Source organism: Rhodococcus sp. AQ5-07, assembly GCF_009707305.1.
Classification (GTDB): domain Bacteria; phylum Actinomycetota; class Actinomycetes; order Mycobacteriales; family Mycobacteriaceae; genus Rhodococcus_F; species Rhodococcus_F erythropolis.
In genome coordinates, this window is record NZ_CP046099.1 from 3,771,011 (window position 1) to 3,783,885 (window position 12,875).

The 12,875-nt window shown below is 61.0% G+C and carries 14 protein-coding genes; 3 read left to right on the forward strand and 11 right to left on the reverse strand.

Annotation, left to right across the window (positions count from 1 at the left end; genetic code table 11):
* Positions 1-37: 37 nt before the first annotated feature.
* The 6 genes from GJB56_RS17425 to GJB56_RS17450 all read right to left on the reverse strand — a co-directional run bounded on the left by GJB56_RS17425 (position 38) and on the right by GJB56_RS17450 (position 7,274).
* Positions 38-1,618 carry an FAD-binding oxidoreductase gene (locus GJB56_RS17425; protein ID WP_113682540.1) on the reverse strand — a complete coding sequence of 527 codons (1,581 nt, stop codon included), beginning with the start codon at positions 1,616-1,618 and terminating at the stop codon, positions 38-40.
* A gap of 92 nt (positions 1,619-1,710) precedes the next feature.
* Positions 1,711-2,250, reverse strand: a complete 540-nt coding sequence (locus GJB56_RS17430) for a DinB family protein (RefSeq protein ID WP_097386903.1) — start codon at positions 2,248-2,250, stop codon at positions 1,711-1,713.
* 158 nt (positions 2,251-2,408) lie between these two features.
* Complete coding sequence (gene htpG, locus GJB56_RS17435; RefSeq protein ID WP_113682541.1) at positions 2,409-4,337, reverse strand: molecular chaperone HtpG; 1,929 nt, start codon at positions 4,335-4,337, stop codon at positions 2,409-2,411.
* Positions 4,338-4,468: 131 nt separating this feature from the next.
* A complete protein-coding gene (locus tag GJB56_RS17440) occupies positions 4,469-5,602 on the reverse strand; it encodes an acyl-CoA dehydrogenase family protein (protein WP_070386402.1) in 1,134 nt (377 codons plus the stop codon).
* A gap of 9 nt (positions 5,603-5,611) precedes the next feature.
* On the reverse strand, positions 5,612-6,784 hold the full coding sequence (locus GJB56_RS17445) for an acyl-CoA dehydrogenase family protein (protein ID WP_060938003.1): 1,173 nt from the start codon (positions 6,782-6,784) through the stop codon (positions 5,612-5,614).
* 28 nt (positions 6,785-6,812) lie between these two features.
* Positions 6,813-7,274 (reverse strand): MaoC family dehydratase, encoded by a 462-nt coding sequence (locus GJB56_RS17450; protein WP_020909091.1) that lies wholly within the window; start codon positions 7,272-7,274, stop codon positions 6,813-6,815.
* Between the two features lie 93 nt (positions 7,275-7,367).
* On the opposite strand from GJB56_RS17450, the gene GJB56_RS17455 reads away from it, so the two are divergent.
* Positions 7,368-8,021 carry a TetR/AcrR family transcriptional regulator gene (locus GJB56_RS17455; protein ID WP_029256223.1) on the forward strand — a complete coding sequence of 218 codons (654 nt, stop codon included), beginning with the start codon at positions 7,368-7,370 and terminating at the stop codon, positions 8,019-8,021.
* Between the two features lie 6 nt (positions 8,022-8,027).
* Here GJB56_RS17455 and GJB56_RS17460 read toward each other — a convergent pair whose 3' ends face one another.
* Positions 8,028-8,474: a MarR family winged helix-turn-helix transcriptional regulator gene (locus GJB56_RS17460; protein WP_029256224.1), complete on the reverse strand. Its 447-nt coding sequence runs from the start codon at positions 8,472-8,474 to the stop codon at positions 8,028-8,030.
* Positions 8,475-8,486: 12 nt separating this feature from the next.
* Positions 8,487-8,891: an EVE domain-containing protein gene (locus GJB56_RS17465; RefSeq protein WP_047889683.1), complete on the reverse strand. Its 405-nt coding sequence runs from the start codon at positions 8,889-8,891 to the stop codon at positions 8,487-8,489.
* A gap of 142 nt (positions 8,892-9,033) precedes the next feature.
* Here GJB56_RS17465 and GJB56_RS17470 point away from each other — a divergent pair, with 142 nt between their 5' ends.
* Both GJB56_RS17470 and GJB56_RS17475 read left to right on the forward strand, forming a co-directional pair.
* Positions 9,034-9,711, forward strand: a complete 678-nt coding sequence (locus GJB56_RS17470) for a TetR/AcrR family transcriptional regulator (RefSeq protein WP_113682542.1) — start codon at positions 9,034-9,036, stop codon at positions 9,709-9,711.
* Positions 9,708-10,628 (forward strand): TIGR01777 family oxidoreductase, encoded by a 921-nt coding sequence (locus tag GJB56_RS17475; protein ID WP_113682543.1) that lies wholly within the window; start codon positions 9,708-9,710, stop codon positions 10,626-10,628. Before GJB56_RS17470 ends, GJB56_RS17475 begins: the two co-directional genes overlap by 4 nt.
* Here the strand turns inward: GJB56_RS17475 and GJB56_RS17480 are convergent.
* The 3 genes from GJB56_RS17480 to GJB56_RS17490 are packed head-to-tail and all read right to left on the reverse strand — an operon-like array spanning position 10,586 to position 12,815.
* On the reverse strand, positions 10,586-11,101 hold the full coding sequence (locus GJB56_RS17480; RefSeq protein ID WP_070795684.1) for a MerR family transcriptional regulator: 516 nt from the start codon (positions 11,099-11,101) through the stop codon (positions 10,586-10,588). The two genes, GJB56_RS17475 and GJB56_RS17480, sit on opposite strands and share 43 nt — an antisense overlap.
* A gap of 10 nt (positions 11,102-11,111) precedes the next feature.
* Entirely contained in the window at positions 11,112-11,972 is an 861-nt protein-coding gene (locus GJB56_RS17485) for an SDR family NAD(P)-dependent oxidoreductase (protein ID WP_060937998.1), read from the reverse strand.
* 60 nt (positions 11,973-12,032) lie between these two features.
* Positions 12,033-12,815: an enoyl-CoA hydratase gene (locus GJB56_RS17490; protein ID WP_029256232.1), complete on the reverse strand. Its 783-nt coding sequence runs from the start codon at positions 12,813-12,815 to the stop codon at positions 12,033-12,035.
* Between the last annotated feature and the right edge of the window lie 60 nt (positions 12,816-12,875).

The window sequence follows — 12,875 nt, forward strand, 5'->3', positions numbered from 1 at the left end:
AGGACGGTAACCTTCTCGATCTGACTGCGGGTTTCGGTCACGGAATCAGCTTTCCAGGATTGAGGATGCCGGCAGGGTCCACTGCATTCTTCACTGCGCGAAGGATATTCGCGCCCAATTCGCCGATCTCGTCCTTCATCCACGGGCGATGGTCAGCTCCGACTGCGTGATGATGGGTGATCGTGCCACCGGCGGCGATGATCGCATCGCCAGCGGCAGTTTTCGCCTTGTGCCACTGAGCGATCGGATCCTCGGTCTGCGCGCTGACTACTGTGAAGTACAGCGAAGCACCGGTCTTGTAGGTGTGCGAAATGTGGCACATCACGAGCGGCTGAGTCCCCTGCTCGACGAGAGCCTTGGTCAGCGCTTCGGTGACCGAGGAGCGCAGGTTCGCGAGGTTACCCCAGGTGGTTGCTGTCTCGAGGGTTTCACACAGTGCGCCGACGTCGAGAAGAGCGTCACGCAGATACGGCGCATCGAATCGCCCGTGTTCCCAACTGTTTCCGGGCTCCTCACCGAGCGAAGTCCCACCGTGAGCGGTGAGAATTGCTCGGGCCTCCGCCACCCGTTCAGCGGTGTGCGAAGCGGTGCCCTCGTAGGTGGTGATGCCGAGGCAACCACCCGTGAAAGCGTTCTCGCCGATCTTGTCGGTAGTCGCCAGATTCACGCCACTCTCGGCCTCGTCGGACAACCGCAATACTGTCGGAGCCGATCCTTCCTGGACCAGCTCACGCAATGCTGCTGCGCCGGTGGCGAAGTCGGGGAAGCTCCACCCTTCGCGCACGGTGGTCTCGGGCAGGCGGTGAACCCGCACACGCACGTGCGTGATGACGCCGAATGTCCCCTCGGAGCCGACAAAAAGCTCACCCAGATCGGGGCCTGCGGCAGATGCCGGCGCACGCCCGGTCTCGATCACACCACTCGGGGTGACAACGGTGAGGCCCTGAACCATGTCCTCGAAACGTCCGTATCCAGCCGACGCCTGCCCCGAAGAACGGGTGGCGGCAAACCCGCCCAGAGTGGCGAACAGGAAGCTCTGCGGGAAGTGCCCGACCGAGAAACCGTGCTCACGCAGAAGCTCCTCGGCGCGTGGGCCGGTGGTTCCGCCGCCGAACGTCGCGATGCCCGATTCCTCGTCCAACCCGACGAGCTGATCGAACCTGCGCAGATCGAGAGATAGAACTGCGTCGAACCCGTCACGAATGGGATCGAGCCCGCCGACGACGCTGGTGCCACCACCGAACGGGACCACTGCGATCCGGTTGGCAGAGCAGTATCGGAGAACATGCTCGACCTCTGCGTCTGTCCCTGGAGTGACGACTGCGTCCGGTGCGTCCTGCGGCTCGGCGCTACGACGGCGAAGCAGATCCGGGGTGCTCTTGCCACCGGCCCGAAGGATTCGATCCGAATCCTCGGTGCTGACGTACTCGGCCCCGACCAGCCCAGCCAGCGCCTCGACGTGCGACTGAGCCAGGGCGGACGGAGTCACCTGAACGTCTTCGATGGCGAGGCGCGAGCGAGTCGGTGCGGACACACCGAGAAATCCGGTCAACAATGATGTGACTGCGTCCGACAGTTCACGCTTCTTGGCCGGATCGCCCCAGGCGTCCCACTGCATCGGCGGTTGCAAGGCAGACTTTTCGGTGCTCATAGACACTAGTGTTACATATTTGTGTGATGTGTAAACATCCCGGTTGATCGAGCTGTCGATCAACCCATCGTCTTGGATCCGTCGATGGCTTCACGAAGCATGTCTGCGTGGCCCGCATGCTGGGCCGTCTCGGCGATGATGTGCAGCAATGCGCGCCGCGCTGACCAGCGAGCGCCGGCTTCGAACCACGGAGCGCTCGGAAGTGGATGAGAGATGTCGAGGCTGTCCAGCGAGGCCACCAACTGGTCGGTCCTGGCCGCGATCCCTTCATACTCGGAAACGATGCTTGCCAAGGTTTCACCCTCGACCATGGCAAATTCGTTCGCCCGTTCCTGTTGCATCTCTTCCGACCACTGGGTCGGGTCGAAGTCCCCGCCAAGTCCGGCCGGCCCTTCCAGAATGAAGTCGACCCAACCCTTCTCCGCCTGACCCACATGCTTGATCAATCCGCCTAGGCACAGTTCGCTCACGGTCGGCCTCGAAGCAGCCTGCTCGTCGGTGAGGTCCTTGACCGTGAAGAGAAGGAATTCACGATGTTGACGCAGGCTCTGGAGGAGATCCGCGCGCTCGCCGGTGACGGTGGTGGTCGGTGCGTTCATGATGTTTTTCCTTCGCTCGTGGGTTCTTTGCCCTGTGAGAACTACGTTAGAAGTCATTGCGGACAGAAACGGTCCTCATTAGAAAACGATCAAAGAAAAAACTCCCGGCACTCACCAATGAGGGTGAGTGCCGGGAGTTCGAGCGAGCTAGAACGAGATCAGACTGTGCGGGCCAAACGATCGGCCAGCAGGCGCGTGAAGTGCGCCGGGTCGCTCAGCTCGCCGCCCTCGGCAAGCAACGCCATGCCGTAGAGCAACTGAGCCGTCTCAGTCAGGTTCTCCGCATTGTCTTTGGCGGCCTGCGCCTCCCGAAGACCCGAGACAAGCGGGTGCTCCGGGTTGAGCTCGAGGATGCGCTTGCTGTGCGGAACAGGCTGACCCGAAGCCTTGTACATCTTCTCGAGCGTCGGAGACATGCTGAACGCGTCGCCGACGATGCAGGCAGCCGAGGTGGTCAGTCGCGTCGAGAGACGCGTTTCCTTGATGTCGTCGGACAGGGTTTCGGTCAGCCACGTCAGCAGCTCGCCGAATTCCTTCTCCTTCTCTTCGCGCTCGGCCTCGGCCGCCTTCTTCTCGTCCTCGGTGTCGAGGTCGACCTCGCCCTTGGCGATCGACTGGAAGGTCTTGCCGTCGAAGTCCGAGACAGCGTCGACCCACATCTCGTCCACCGGGTCGGTGAGAACCAGAACCTCGAGGCCCTTGGCCTTGAAAGCCTCCATGTGCGGAGAGCTTTCGATCAGGTGACGAGATTCGCCCGTCATGAAGTAGATCTGTTCCTGACCGTCCTTCATGCGCTCCACGTACTCGGCGAGAGTGGTCACGCCCTCTTCGCTGTTGGTCGAGGCAAACGAAGAGATGTCGAGCAGCGTCTTGCGGTTGTCGGCATCGGCCATCAGGCCTTCCTTGAGCGCGCGCCCGAACTCCGTCCAGAAGGTCGAGTACTTCTCGGGCTCGTTCGCCTTCATGTCCTTGATGGTCGAGAGGACCTTCTTGGTCAGACGACGACGGATGGCAGCGATCTGCCGGTCCTGCTGCAGAATCTCACGAGAGACGTTGAGCGAGAGGTCTTGTGCGTCGACCACACCCTTGACGAAGCGCAGGTAATCGGGCACCAACTCTTCGCAGTCGTCCATGATGAAGACGCGCTTGACATAGAGGTGGATGCCGGCCTTGCGCTCACGCATGAACAGATCGAACGGCGCCGTCGACGGAATGAACAGCAGCGCTTGGTATTCGAAAGTACCTTCGGCCTTCATCGGGATGACCTCGAGAGGCTCGTCCCAGGAGTGGCTGACGTGCTTGTAGAACTCCTTGTACTCGTCCTCGGACACCTCGTCCTTGGAGCGAGTCCACAGAGCCTTCATCGAGTTGATCGTCTCGGTCTCGATGGTGACCTCGGGCTCTTCGCCCTCCGCCGGCGTCGACGTACGAGCGACATCCATGCGGATGGGCCACGCGATGAAGTCGGAGTACTTCTTGACCAGTTCCTTGATCTTCCATTCCGACGTGTAGTCGTGCAGGCCGTTCTCGGAATCCTCGGGCATCAGGTGCAGGGTCACGGAGCTACCCTGAGGCGCCTCGTTCACATGCTCGAGCGTGTACGTGCCTTCGCCGGTCGACTCCCAGCGCGTCGCGTGATCTTCACCGGCGCGGCGGGTCAGCAACGTGACCTTGTCCGCCACCATGAACGTGGAGTAGAAGCCGATGCCGAACTGACCGATCAGTTCTTCCGATGCCGCTGCATCCTTGGCTTCCTTGAGCTTACGACGCACCTCGGCGGTGCCGGACTTGGCGAGCGTGCCGATCAGGTCGACGACCTCGTCACGCGACATGCCGATGCCGTTGTCGCGGATGGTCAGGGTGCGTGCCGCCTTGTCGATGTCGATCTCGATATGCAGATCGGAGACGTCGACGTCGAGGTCTTTGTCCTGGTACGACTCGAGGCGGAGTTTGTCCAGCGCGTCCGAAGCGTTGGAGATCAACTCACGAAGGAAGCTGTCCTTGTTCGTATAGATTGAATGAACCATCAGATCCAGCAGCTGACGTGTTTCTGCTTGGAACTCGAGCTGCTCGGTATGCGCGGTCACTTCGATCCCTTTCTCTTCTCGGACTGATCACAGGGATTTTACTCGACCTCGAATACCGCGGGCCGGCCCCCGCACAGACAAGGGAGGCCACGCGACCTGCGCATGACCTCCCGTTATCTTCACCCACCGATCTACTCGGTGACGTCCACCATCGAATAGTTCGAGACGCCGCCGGCCAGCACTCTGAGGTGATCGTCCGATGCGCCCAAAGTGTGTTCGATGGCCACCAGCCGCGAGACGTAGTGCCCGACCGGATACTCGGCTGTCATACCGATACCACCGTGCATTTGAATTGCTTCCTGACCGATCTGATGCGCGGCACGACCGACAGCCAGCTTCGCTCGCGACGCGATGGTCGGATCGATCACACCGTCGGCGATGGCCATGGTCGCGTACAGACTCATGCTGCTCGCCAGTTCGAGCGCCACGTACATGTCGGCCGCACGATGAGTCAGCGTCTGGAACTTCGCGAGCGGAACACCGAACTGCTTGCGCTGCTTCAGGTAATCCGTCGTCAGTCGCAGCGCCTCGGTCATGATTCCGATCGCCTCGGCGCACAGAGCTGCCTGCGCCCGGACCTCTGCGTCAACGATCGCCGCCGTGACATCGCCGCCCTCACCAAGTTGTTCGGCCGCGGCATCGGTGAACGTGAACTGCGCACCGCGACGGCCGTCGTGGGTGGCGTACGTGCTCCGTGTGACACCCGCACCTTCCGCATCCACCAGGAAGAGCCCGGTGCCGCCGCCTGGAAGTGTGGCACTGACGATCACGACGTGCGCGCTGTCGCCCTGCAGAACCGGGTTCTTGACGCCGGTGATCGTCCACCCCGATCCCGCCTTCGATGCCGCGGTCGTGACAGTGGCGACCGGCCAGCGCGTGCCAGGTTCCGTATGGGCAAAGGCCGACAACGTGGTCCCGTCGCTGAGCGCCGGCAGGAGTCGCGCCCGCTGATCTGCCGAACCGATCGCAGCAATCAACCCACCGGGGATCAGAACACCACCCAAATACGGCTCGGGTGCAAGCGCCCGGCCCAGTTCGGTCATCACCACCATGGTCTCGACCGGCCCAGCGCCCATCCCGCCATCGGCCTCCGCGAATGGCAGGCCGAGCAGCCCGAGCTCGGCGAACTGCTTCCACACCGAGGCATTCCATCCCTCGTCAGTGGCCGAGGTGGCGTTGCGCTTCTCCGCGTCGTAGCTGCGGCTGAGTAATTCGCGCGTTGTGTCGCGAAGCATCGTCTGTTCGTCGTCGAGTTCGAAATTCATGTCAGATGCTCACAATCCGAGGATCGAGGAGGCAATGATGGAGCGCTGCACCTCACTTGATCCGCTGTAGATGGAAACCTTCCGGTAGTTCAAGTAGCGCGGCGCCGCCTGCTGCGCCCACTCCGGCGAATCGATGTCGGCGATATCTACCGGCAGAGAGTCCGGTCCGGCGACATCCATCAGCAATTCCGTTGCTGCCTGCTGCAATTCGGAGCCACGGAGCTTGAGCAGCGAGGATGCCGGATTCGGCTTTCCGTCTGCCGAACTCGCCACAACTCGCAGTTGAGTCAGATCCAGTGCAAGCAATTCGTTTTCCAACTCGGCCAACCGAGCCGCGAACAACGGATCCTCGAGGAGGGTGCCGGTTCCGACGCGAACCTCCCGCGCCTTCTCTTTTGCCGTGGCGACAAGGGTTTTGGAGAACCCGACCCGTGTGACCCCCGTGCGTTCGTTGCCGAGCAGGAACTTGGCGTAGTCCCAGCCCTTGTTCTCCTCGCCGACAAGATTTTCCGCAGGAACACGGACGTTGTCGAAGAACACCTCGTTGACCTCGACGCTGCCGTCGATCAGTTTGATGGGACGAATCGTGATGCCGGGAGTCGCCAAATCGATGAGCAGGAACGAAATTCCTGCCTGACGCTTCTGGGCACTGGCATCTGTCCGAACCAGACAGAAGATCCACTCGGCGTGCTGCGCGAGAGTAGTCCACGTCTTCTGACCGTTGACGATGTAATCCGCGCCGTCACGGACAGCAGCCGTCTTGAGTGAAGCGAGATCCGAACCGGCTTCTGGTTCCGAAAAACCTTGGCACCACCAGATATCGGCGTTAGCCGTCGCCGGGAGAAACTTTTCCTTCTGCTCCTGCGAGCCGAAGGCTGCGATAACGGGCCCAACCATGCTCACGTTGAACGGCAACGGGTTGGGTACCGACGCCAACTGCATTTCCTCGGAATAGATGTGGCGCTGTACCGGAGTCCAGTCCTTGCCACCCCATTCGACCGGCCAGTGCGGAACCGCCAGTCCGTGTGCGTTCAGAATCTGTTGGCCCGCAACGATGTCTTCACGCGTCAGCTTTCCGAATCCCGCTGCACGTGCACGAAGTTCGGGCGAGAATTCGGTGGTGAAGAACTTTCGCATCTCCTCGCGGAACGCAACTTCCTCACCGGTCAATTCGAGATTCATATGGAGTCTGCTTTCTTCTGGCAGGATTTCAGAACAAGATTCGTGCGACGGTCTGCGCAACAACGGCTGGCTTGTCCACGCCTTCGATCTCGACGGTGTTGGTGATCTGACTCTGCAGCGAACCGTTCGGCAACTCTTCGATCGCAGAGAGCACTGCAGTGTTTCGAACCTTGGCTCCGACCGGCACCGGACTCGGGAATCGAACCTTGTCGGACCCGTAGTTGATGACCATCTTCGCCCCGTCGATGCGGTACACGGACTTCGACAGAAGCGGCAGGAGCGAGAGAGTCAGATACCCGTGGGCAATCGGACCGCCGAAAGGTGATTCACGCTTTGCCCTTTCGTCGTCGACGTGAATCCACTGATGGTCACCGGTCGCGTCGGCAAATTGATGGACCATCTCGCGGGTGACCTCGACCCACTCGCTCGAGCCCAGCGTTTCACCGACCGCCCCCAGGAGATCGGCCTTGTTCTCGAACACCCGCGTCATCTGATCCTCCACGTTCCCGAACACTGTTAGGTTAATTGGATAATAAACTCACGGTGTAAGGTTGTCCAGTACTTTCACACGAAAGGGTGTGCGATGGCGCGACCGCGGATTCCACTACTGAGCAAGCCGATCATCAGGGACACCGCCCTGAAACTGGTCGACGAGCACGGTTTGACCGACTTCTCGATGCGCAAACTCGCCACCGTTCTCGGCGTGCAAGCACCATCGCTGTACAGCCATTACGCCAACAAGGACGAGCTACTCGACGACGTCGCGAACGTCATCATGGAGTCCGTCGACGTGAGCGGCTTCGACTCTGACGATTGGCGCGGTGCGCTGTGCACGTGGGCGCGGTCCTACCACGCCGCCCTGGGCAAGCATCCCAATATCGTTCCCTACTTGGCCTACGGTCCGAGCGTCAGGCCCATCGCCCTTGACCGCGCCAACGCCATCCACGGCGGCCTGGTGCGGGCCGGATGGCCGCAGCGCACGGCAACGCTGATCGGCGCTTCCGTCAAGTACGTGGTCATGGGTGCTGCGACAGCGACGTTCTCCGGCGGATTCGTAGACGATCCGGCGATCTACGCCGAGCGTTACCCGCACCTCACGCGAGCACATCTGTTGCGCGAGCGTGCTACGGAAATCGACGGCGCCAGTTTCGAACTCGCGCTGGAATCCCTGCTGGACGGGCTGGAAGCCAAATATGCACTGCTGCAGACCACTTCAGAGTTATCCCTTGAAAACTGAGGGTTGCTACTTTCGGTCAAGCACGCCGAGCATCGCAACAAAGGCCGCCTGACGATCCCCGAGAGCGGCAAAGAATTCCCGATCCGATGCTTCGACCGCACGATTTGCCTTGCCTGCCAGGGCCGCACCCGCCTGGGTCACCACCACTGAACGAGCCCGAGCATCGGTCGGGTGTGGACGTCGTTCGACCAATTTCTTGGATTCGAGGGTCCGTATCACCTGTGACGTCATCATCGGATCGGTGCGCGCGTACTCGGCAAGATCGCGTTGAGTTATCGGCGTTTCCGCGTCCAGCCAGGTCAGTGCGGCGAGCAAAACGAACTGCACGTGCGTCAGGTCGAAAGGCCGCAGCGCCGCGCGAATCGAGGCCTGCCACGCGTTGGTGACACGCCACAACATCAGCCCCGGACTGTCGCCAGCATCCTCGAAGTCGGTTTCCAGTTTCTTCGCCACAGCGTCAGTGTGTCAGCTCGTTGCCGAGCGCAGAATCTCGACGTCGTTGCCATCCAACGGAATCAAGCCTCGGCGGAGCTGATACCCCCAGTTCGGTGTCGAGGTCAATGCCAATCGACTCCGTACGTCGCCGAGAGGAACGGGCGTGAACTGCTCGTATCGCACTCGCCGCCGAAACGGCTTGAAGCACCCCTCGTCCGCCTGCCAGATCTCACCCTCTTCGATCACACCGAGGGCTGTGAACTCGCGCAACGGATCTCGATCACCAATGGACTCGACCGGCGAATAGTAGACAAGCACATCGCCCGCCTTCATCCGCGCCAATCCGGACCTCTTCCCGTGCCCGATCTGCGCGATCCCAAGATCCACTGCGCGACGCACATGTTCGGCCGAGACAACCCCTAACCAGGCGTTCATCGCCGACCACCTGGCGAACCGAGCGCAAGTTCAATCATGATTTTAGTATGCGCGCTTATTATATTCCTCGCAACAGATCGACTCTTGAACGTGTTCAACTTCAGGTACGCTGAACTTGAACACGTTCAAAGAAGGGGAGCCCATGAGCAGTCGCGGGATCGAAACCAGGGAAAAGCTGGTGGCAACAGCTTTGCGGCTCTTCCGCGACGAAGGCTTCGCAGCGACGACCATGCGCAAGATCGCGACCGAAGCGGAGGTCTCCCTCGGGAATGCCTACTACTACTTCGCCAGCAAGGACGAACTGGTTCACGAGCTGTATCTCGTCATCCAACGTGATCACCGAGAGCGTGCGCTTCCACTCCTGCGGCAGGGTGGCTCACTCGCGGAAAATCTCGCGATCGTTCTGCACACCGGACTCGATGTCATGGGGCCATATCACGGGTTCGGTAGCGCGTTTCTGCACGTCACCCTGCCCACCGAATCGCCGTCCAGCCCGTTCTCGGCCGAGTCGAGTGCTGCGAGATCGATGGCCGTCGAATTGATGCGCGAAGCACTGGCGGCGTCGAAGCAGAAGACGCCGGCGTCCTCGGAGACCCAGCTCCCCACACTCTTGTGGCTCAGCTACCTGGGCGTGACGCTGCATTGGGTCACCGACTCGTCTCCGGGGCAAACTCGTACCCGATCCCTGGTCGACGGCTTGGTCCCGATCATCGCCAAAGCGCTCACCCTCGCGCGACTACCAGTGGCCCGCGGCCTGGTCGGCGACGTCGCCGCCCTGATGACCAAAGTCGTTTCTCCAGAGCGGAACAAAAAATCATGAAGACTGTCGTTGTATGTGGGGCGTCGGGTTACATAGGGCAATCTCTCCTTCGAGCGCTCGAATCGAACGGGGTCGAGATTCGGACGATCGGCCGCGGAGGAACGAGCGATGCCACCTGGTCCGACGAGCAAGGTGTCGCCGACGTACTCAGCGGCGCGGATCTGCTGATCAACCTCGCCGGACGCTCTGTGAGCTGCCGATACAACAAGCGCAATGCCGACGAAATCTTCTCCTCCCGCGTGGAAACGACCGCACTGTTGGGTCGCGCACTGGCCCGTACACCGCAGCCACCCTCGCTCTGGGCGAATGCCAGTACCGGCACGATCTACCGAGACGCGCGGGATCGACCGATGGACGAGAAGAACGGAGAGCTGGGTAAGGGATTCTCCGTCGCGGTCGCGCGGGCGTGGGAGCACGAATTGTTCTCAGCCCCAACCCCCGTTCGCAAAGTGGCGTTACGAATGCCGATCGTTCTCGGAGCCGGCGGCGGAGCAATCAACCCCTTCGTGAACCTGGCCCGAATCGGTTTTGGCGGAAGAATGGGCGACGGACGACAAATGTTCAGTTGGATACATATCGCCGATGTCGTTCGCTCGGTCATCCACATCTACGAGCATCCGGAGATCTCAGGCCCGGTCAATATCGCATCCCCGTATCCGGTAACCAACACCGACATGATGCGGATGGTACGAGCGAAACTTGGCCGACAATACGGGTTTCCGACGCCGGGCTGGATGCTCGAGTTCGGCGCACGAATCATCCGCACCGAGGCTGAACTGGTAACGAAGAGTCGCTGGGTTTTACCAGGGGTGCTCGCGGACAGCGGCTTCCAGTATCAATTTCCGACGTTGGAGTCTGCGCTGGAACAGATCGCTCAGGAGACCCCGCGAGGGCTGCTTCCGGTGACACTCGGCTGAGTATCCTGCTCTCCGGTCCGCCCGCCGTACGTCGCAATCTTGTACTCCGTCGCAGCCAAAGACAACGTGAGCTCCTTGATCTGCCGACGAACGGTGTCCCGGTGCTCGAGCAGCATGTCGAGCCTCTCCGGAACTGTCCCTTCACCGGCGTCGACCAGTTCGACGTAGTGCTGCAGGTCACGAATCGCCATGCCTGAGATACGCATGCGGGTCAGAAATACCAGCCTGCGAATAGATTCCGGCCCGTACACACGATGTCCGCTCGAATCACGATCCACCGCAACCAAGCCGATCTTCTCGTAATAACGCAGGGTATGTGCCGAAACATCCAGCAGGTCTGACACTTCGGCGATCGACATCGGGTCCTGAACATCCCCTGTATCGACGAGTCGATGGATCACCTCGATCGACATGGGCCCGTCCACTTCCCCAAGTGCCTCGAGTGCCTTGCGCATCAAGTCTTCGGTAGCCATGCTTCTCAGCCTAGAACGGACGGACGGGTCCGGCAGCATCCGCGAAGTCGGCACTGCGAGCCAGATCAGCCCAGACTGCTACCTCGGCCAGATTCTTCCGATACGACGCGGATATCCGCTCCACGGCTTCCTTTCCGAGCGGCAAGCGAAGTGGCACATTCTCGCTGTGCACCAGCGAGGTGATGATCTCTGCTGCCTTCTCCGGATCACCCTCCTGAACACCGTCTGCCGCCGCCATGTCCCGCAGAACAGGATCGAGCAAATCACGGTAGTCCGAGGATGATTCGGCGAAGCTCAGAACGCCAGGTGTGTTGAATGCTGTACGGAATCGGCTGGGCTCGACGATCATGACCCGGATGCCGAACTGCCCGACCTCACCGGCAAGGGCCTCCGACCAGCCTTCAATCGCGAATTTGGACGCCGAATACGCCCCGACGCCGGGAAACGACATGCGGCCGCCTTGACTGCTCATCTGCACGATCGTTCCGCTGCCCTGCGCTCGCATCGAAGGGAGGACGGCGCGCACCAACGCGGCGGGTCCGATCAGGTGCAGTTCCATGAGATCCCGCAAGGTCGAATCGTCCACCATCTCCGCCGCGCCGACCATCCCGCGACCGGCATTGTTGACCAGCACGTCGACACGACCGAAATGCTCGAGCGCATGTTCGACGACGCTGGGTGCCGCCGCGGTGTCGCGGACGTCGAACGTCACCGCCGAGAACCGATCCGGATGCTCCGACGCGATATCTGCAACGGACTCGGGCCTACGAACTGCCGCGACTACCGCGTCCCCGGTTCGAAGTGCGGACACTGCAAGCTCGCGGCCGAAACCCTGAGAAACTCCAGTGATGATCCAGGTTTTTGTTGTCATGGTCGGCAACGCTAGGGGTTAGAGCGCGCTCCAACGCAGGCCTTTGGTTCTACAGCCGAGCTACACGCCGGCCCAAACCGGTCGCTCGCCGCGAAGGAAACCGTCGACACCGGCTTTGAAGTCGTCACTGCTGTAGATCATGCGCATCAGATCATCGTTGTCGGTGATCGATCGGGTCCTGATGCGGCGCAGGGACTCTCGAATCGTCCACACGGTCATCGGGGCAGCCGCAAGGAGTTCCCGCGATACCTGGGCAGTCAGGCTCGCGAACTCGGTCTCTGTTGCACAGTCGCTGAGGAAGCCGTTCCGCAGAGCCTCGTCGCTCGACATGACCCCCGCCCGAGCGACCAACGACATCAGACGCGAACTGCCGATCCTGTCCGCCAGCAACGCCACGGAATGGACCGACAACGAGTTTCCGAGCGTGCGCGCGATCGGAAGGCAGAAGCGGGACCCGTGCGTCGCGATCCGCACATCGCACGCTGCCGCTAACAACAGCCCGGCTCCCGCGCACACACCGTCGATGACCGCCAGCGTGGGAACCCGCACTTTCTCGAGTTCGGTCAGCACGCCGACGAACCGACTTTCGTAGTCGAGCCCGTCGTGAAAACTCGAGAAGGTCTGAAAATGGCCTATGTCGGAACCCGCCGAGAACGCCTCTCCCCCAGCACCTCGGAGAGTGAGTAACCGGATCTCGCGGTCGGAGTCGGCGCTTCGGCAGGCTCCGGCAATGGCGTCGTACATCTGAGGAGTCAATGCGTTGTGTTTTTCCGGCCGGTTGAACACGACGTCAAGCGTGTCGCCATGACGAATGATCGAGATGTCTTCGTGCGTTTCAGTCATGACACTGACGCTATTACCGGCAAGGAACAAACGAAACACATTGCACTCGAGTATCTTTGC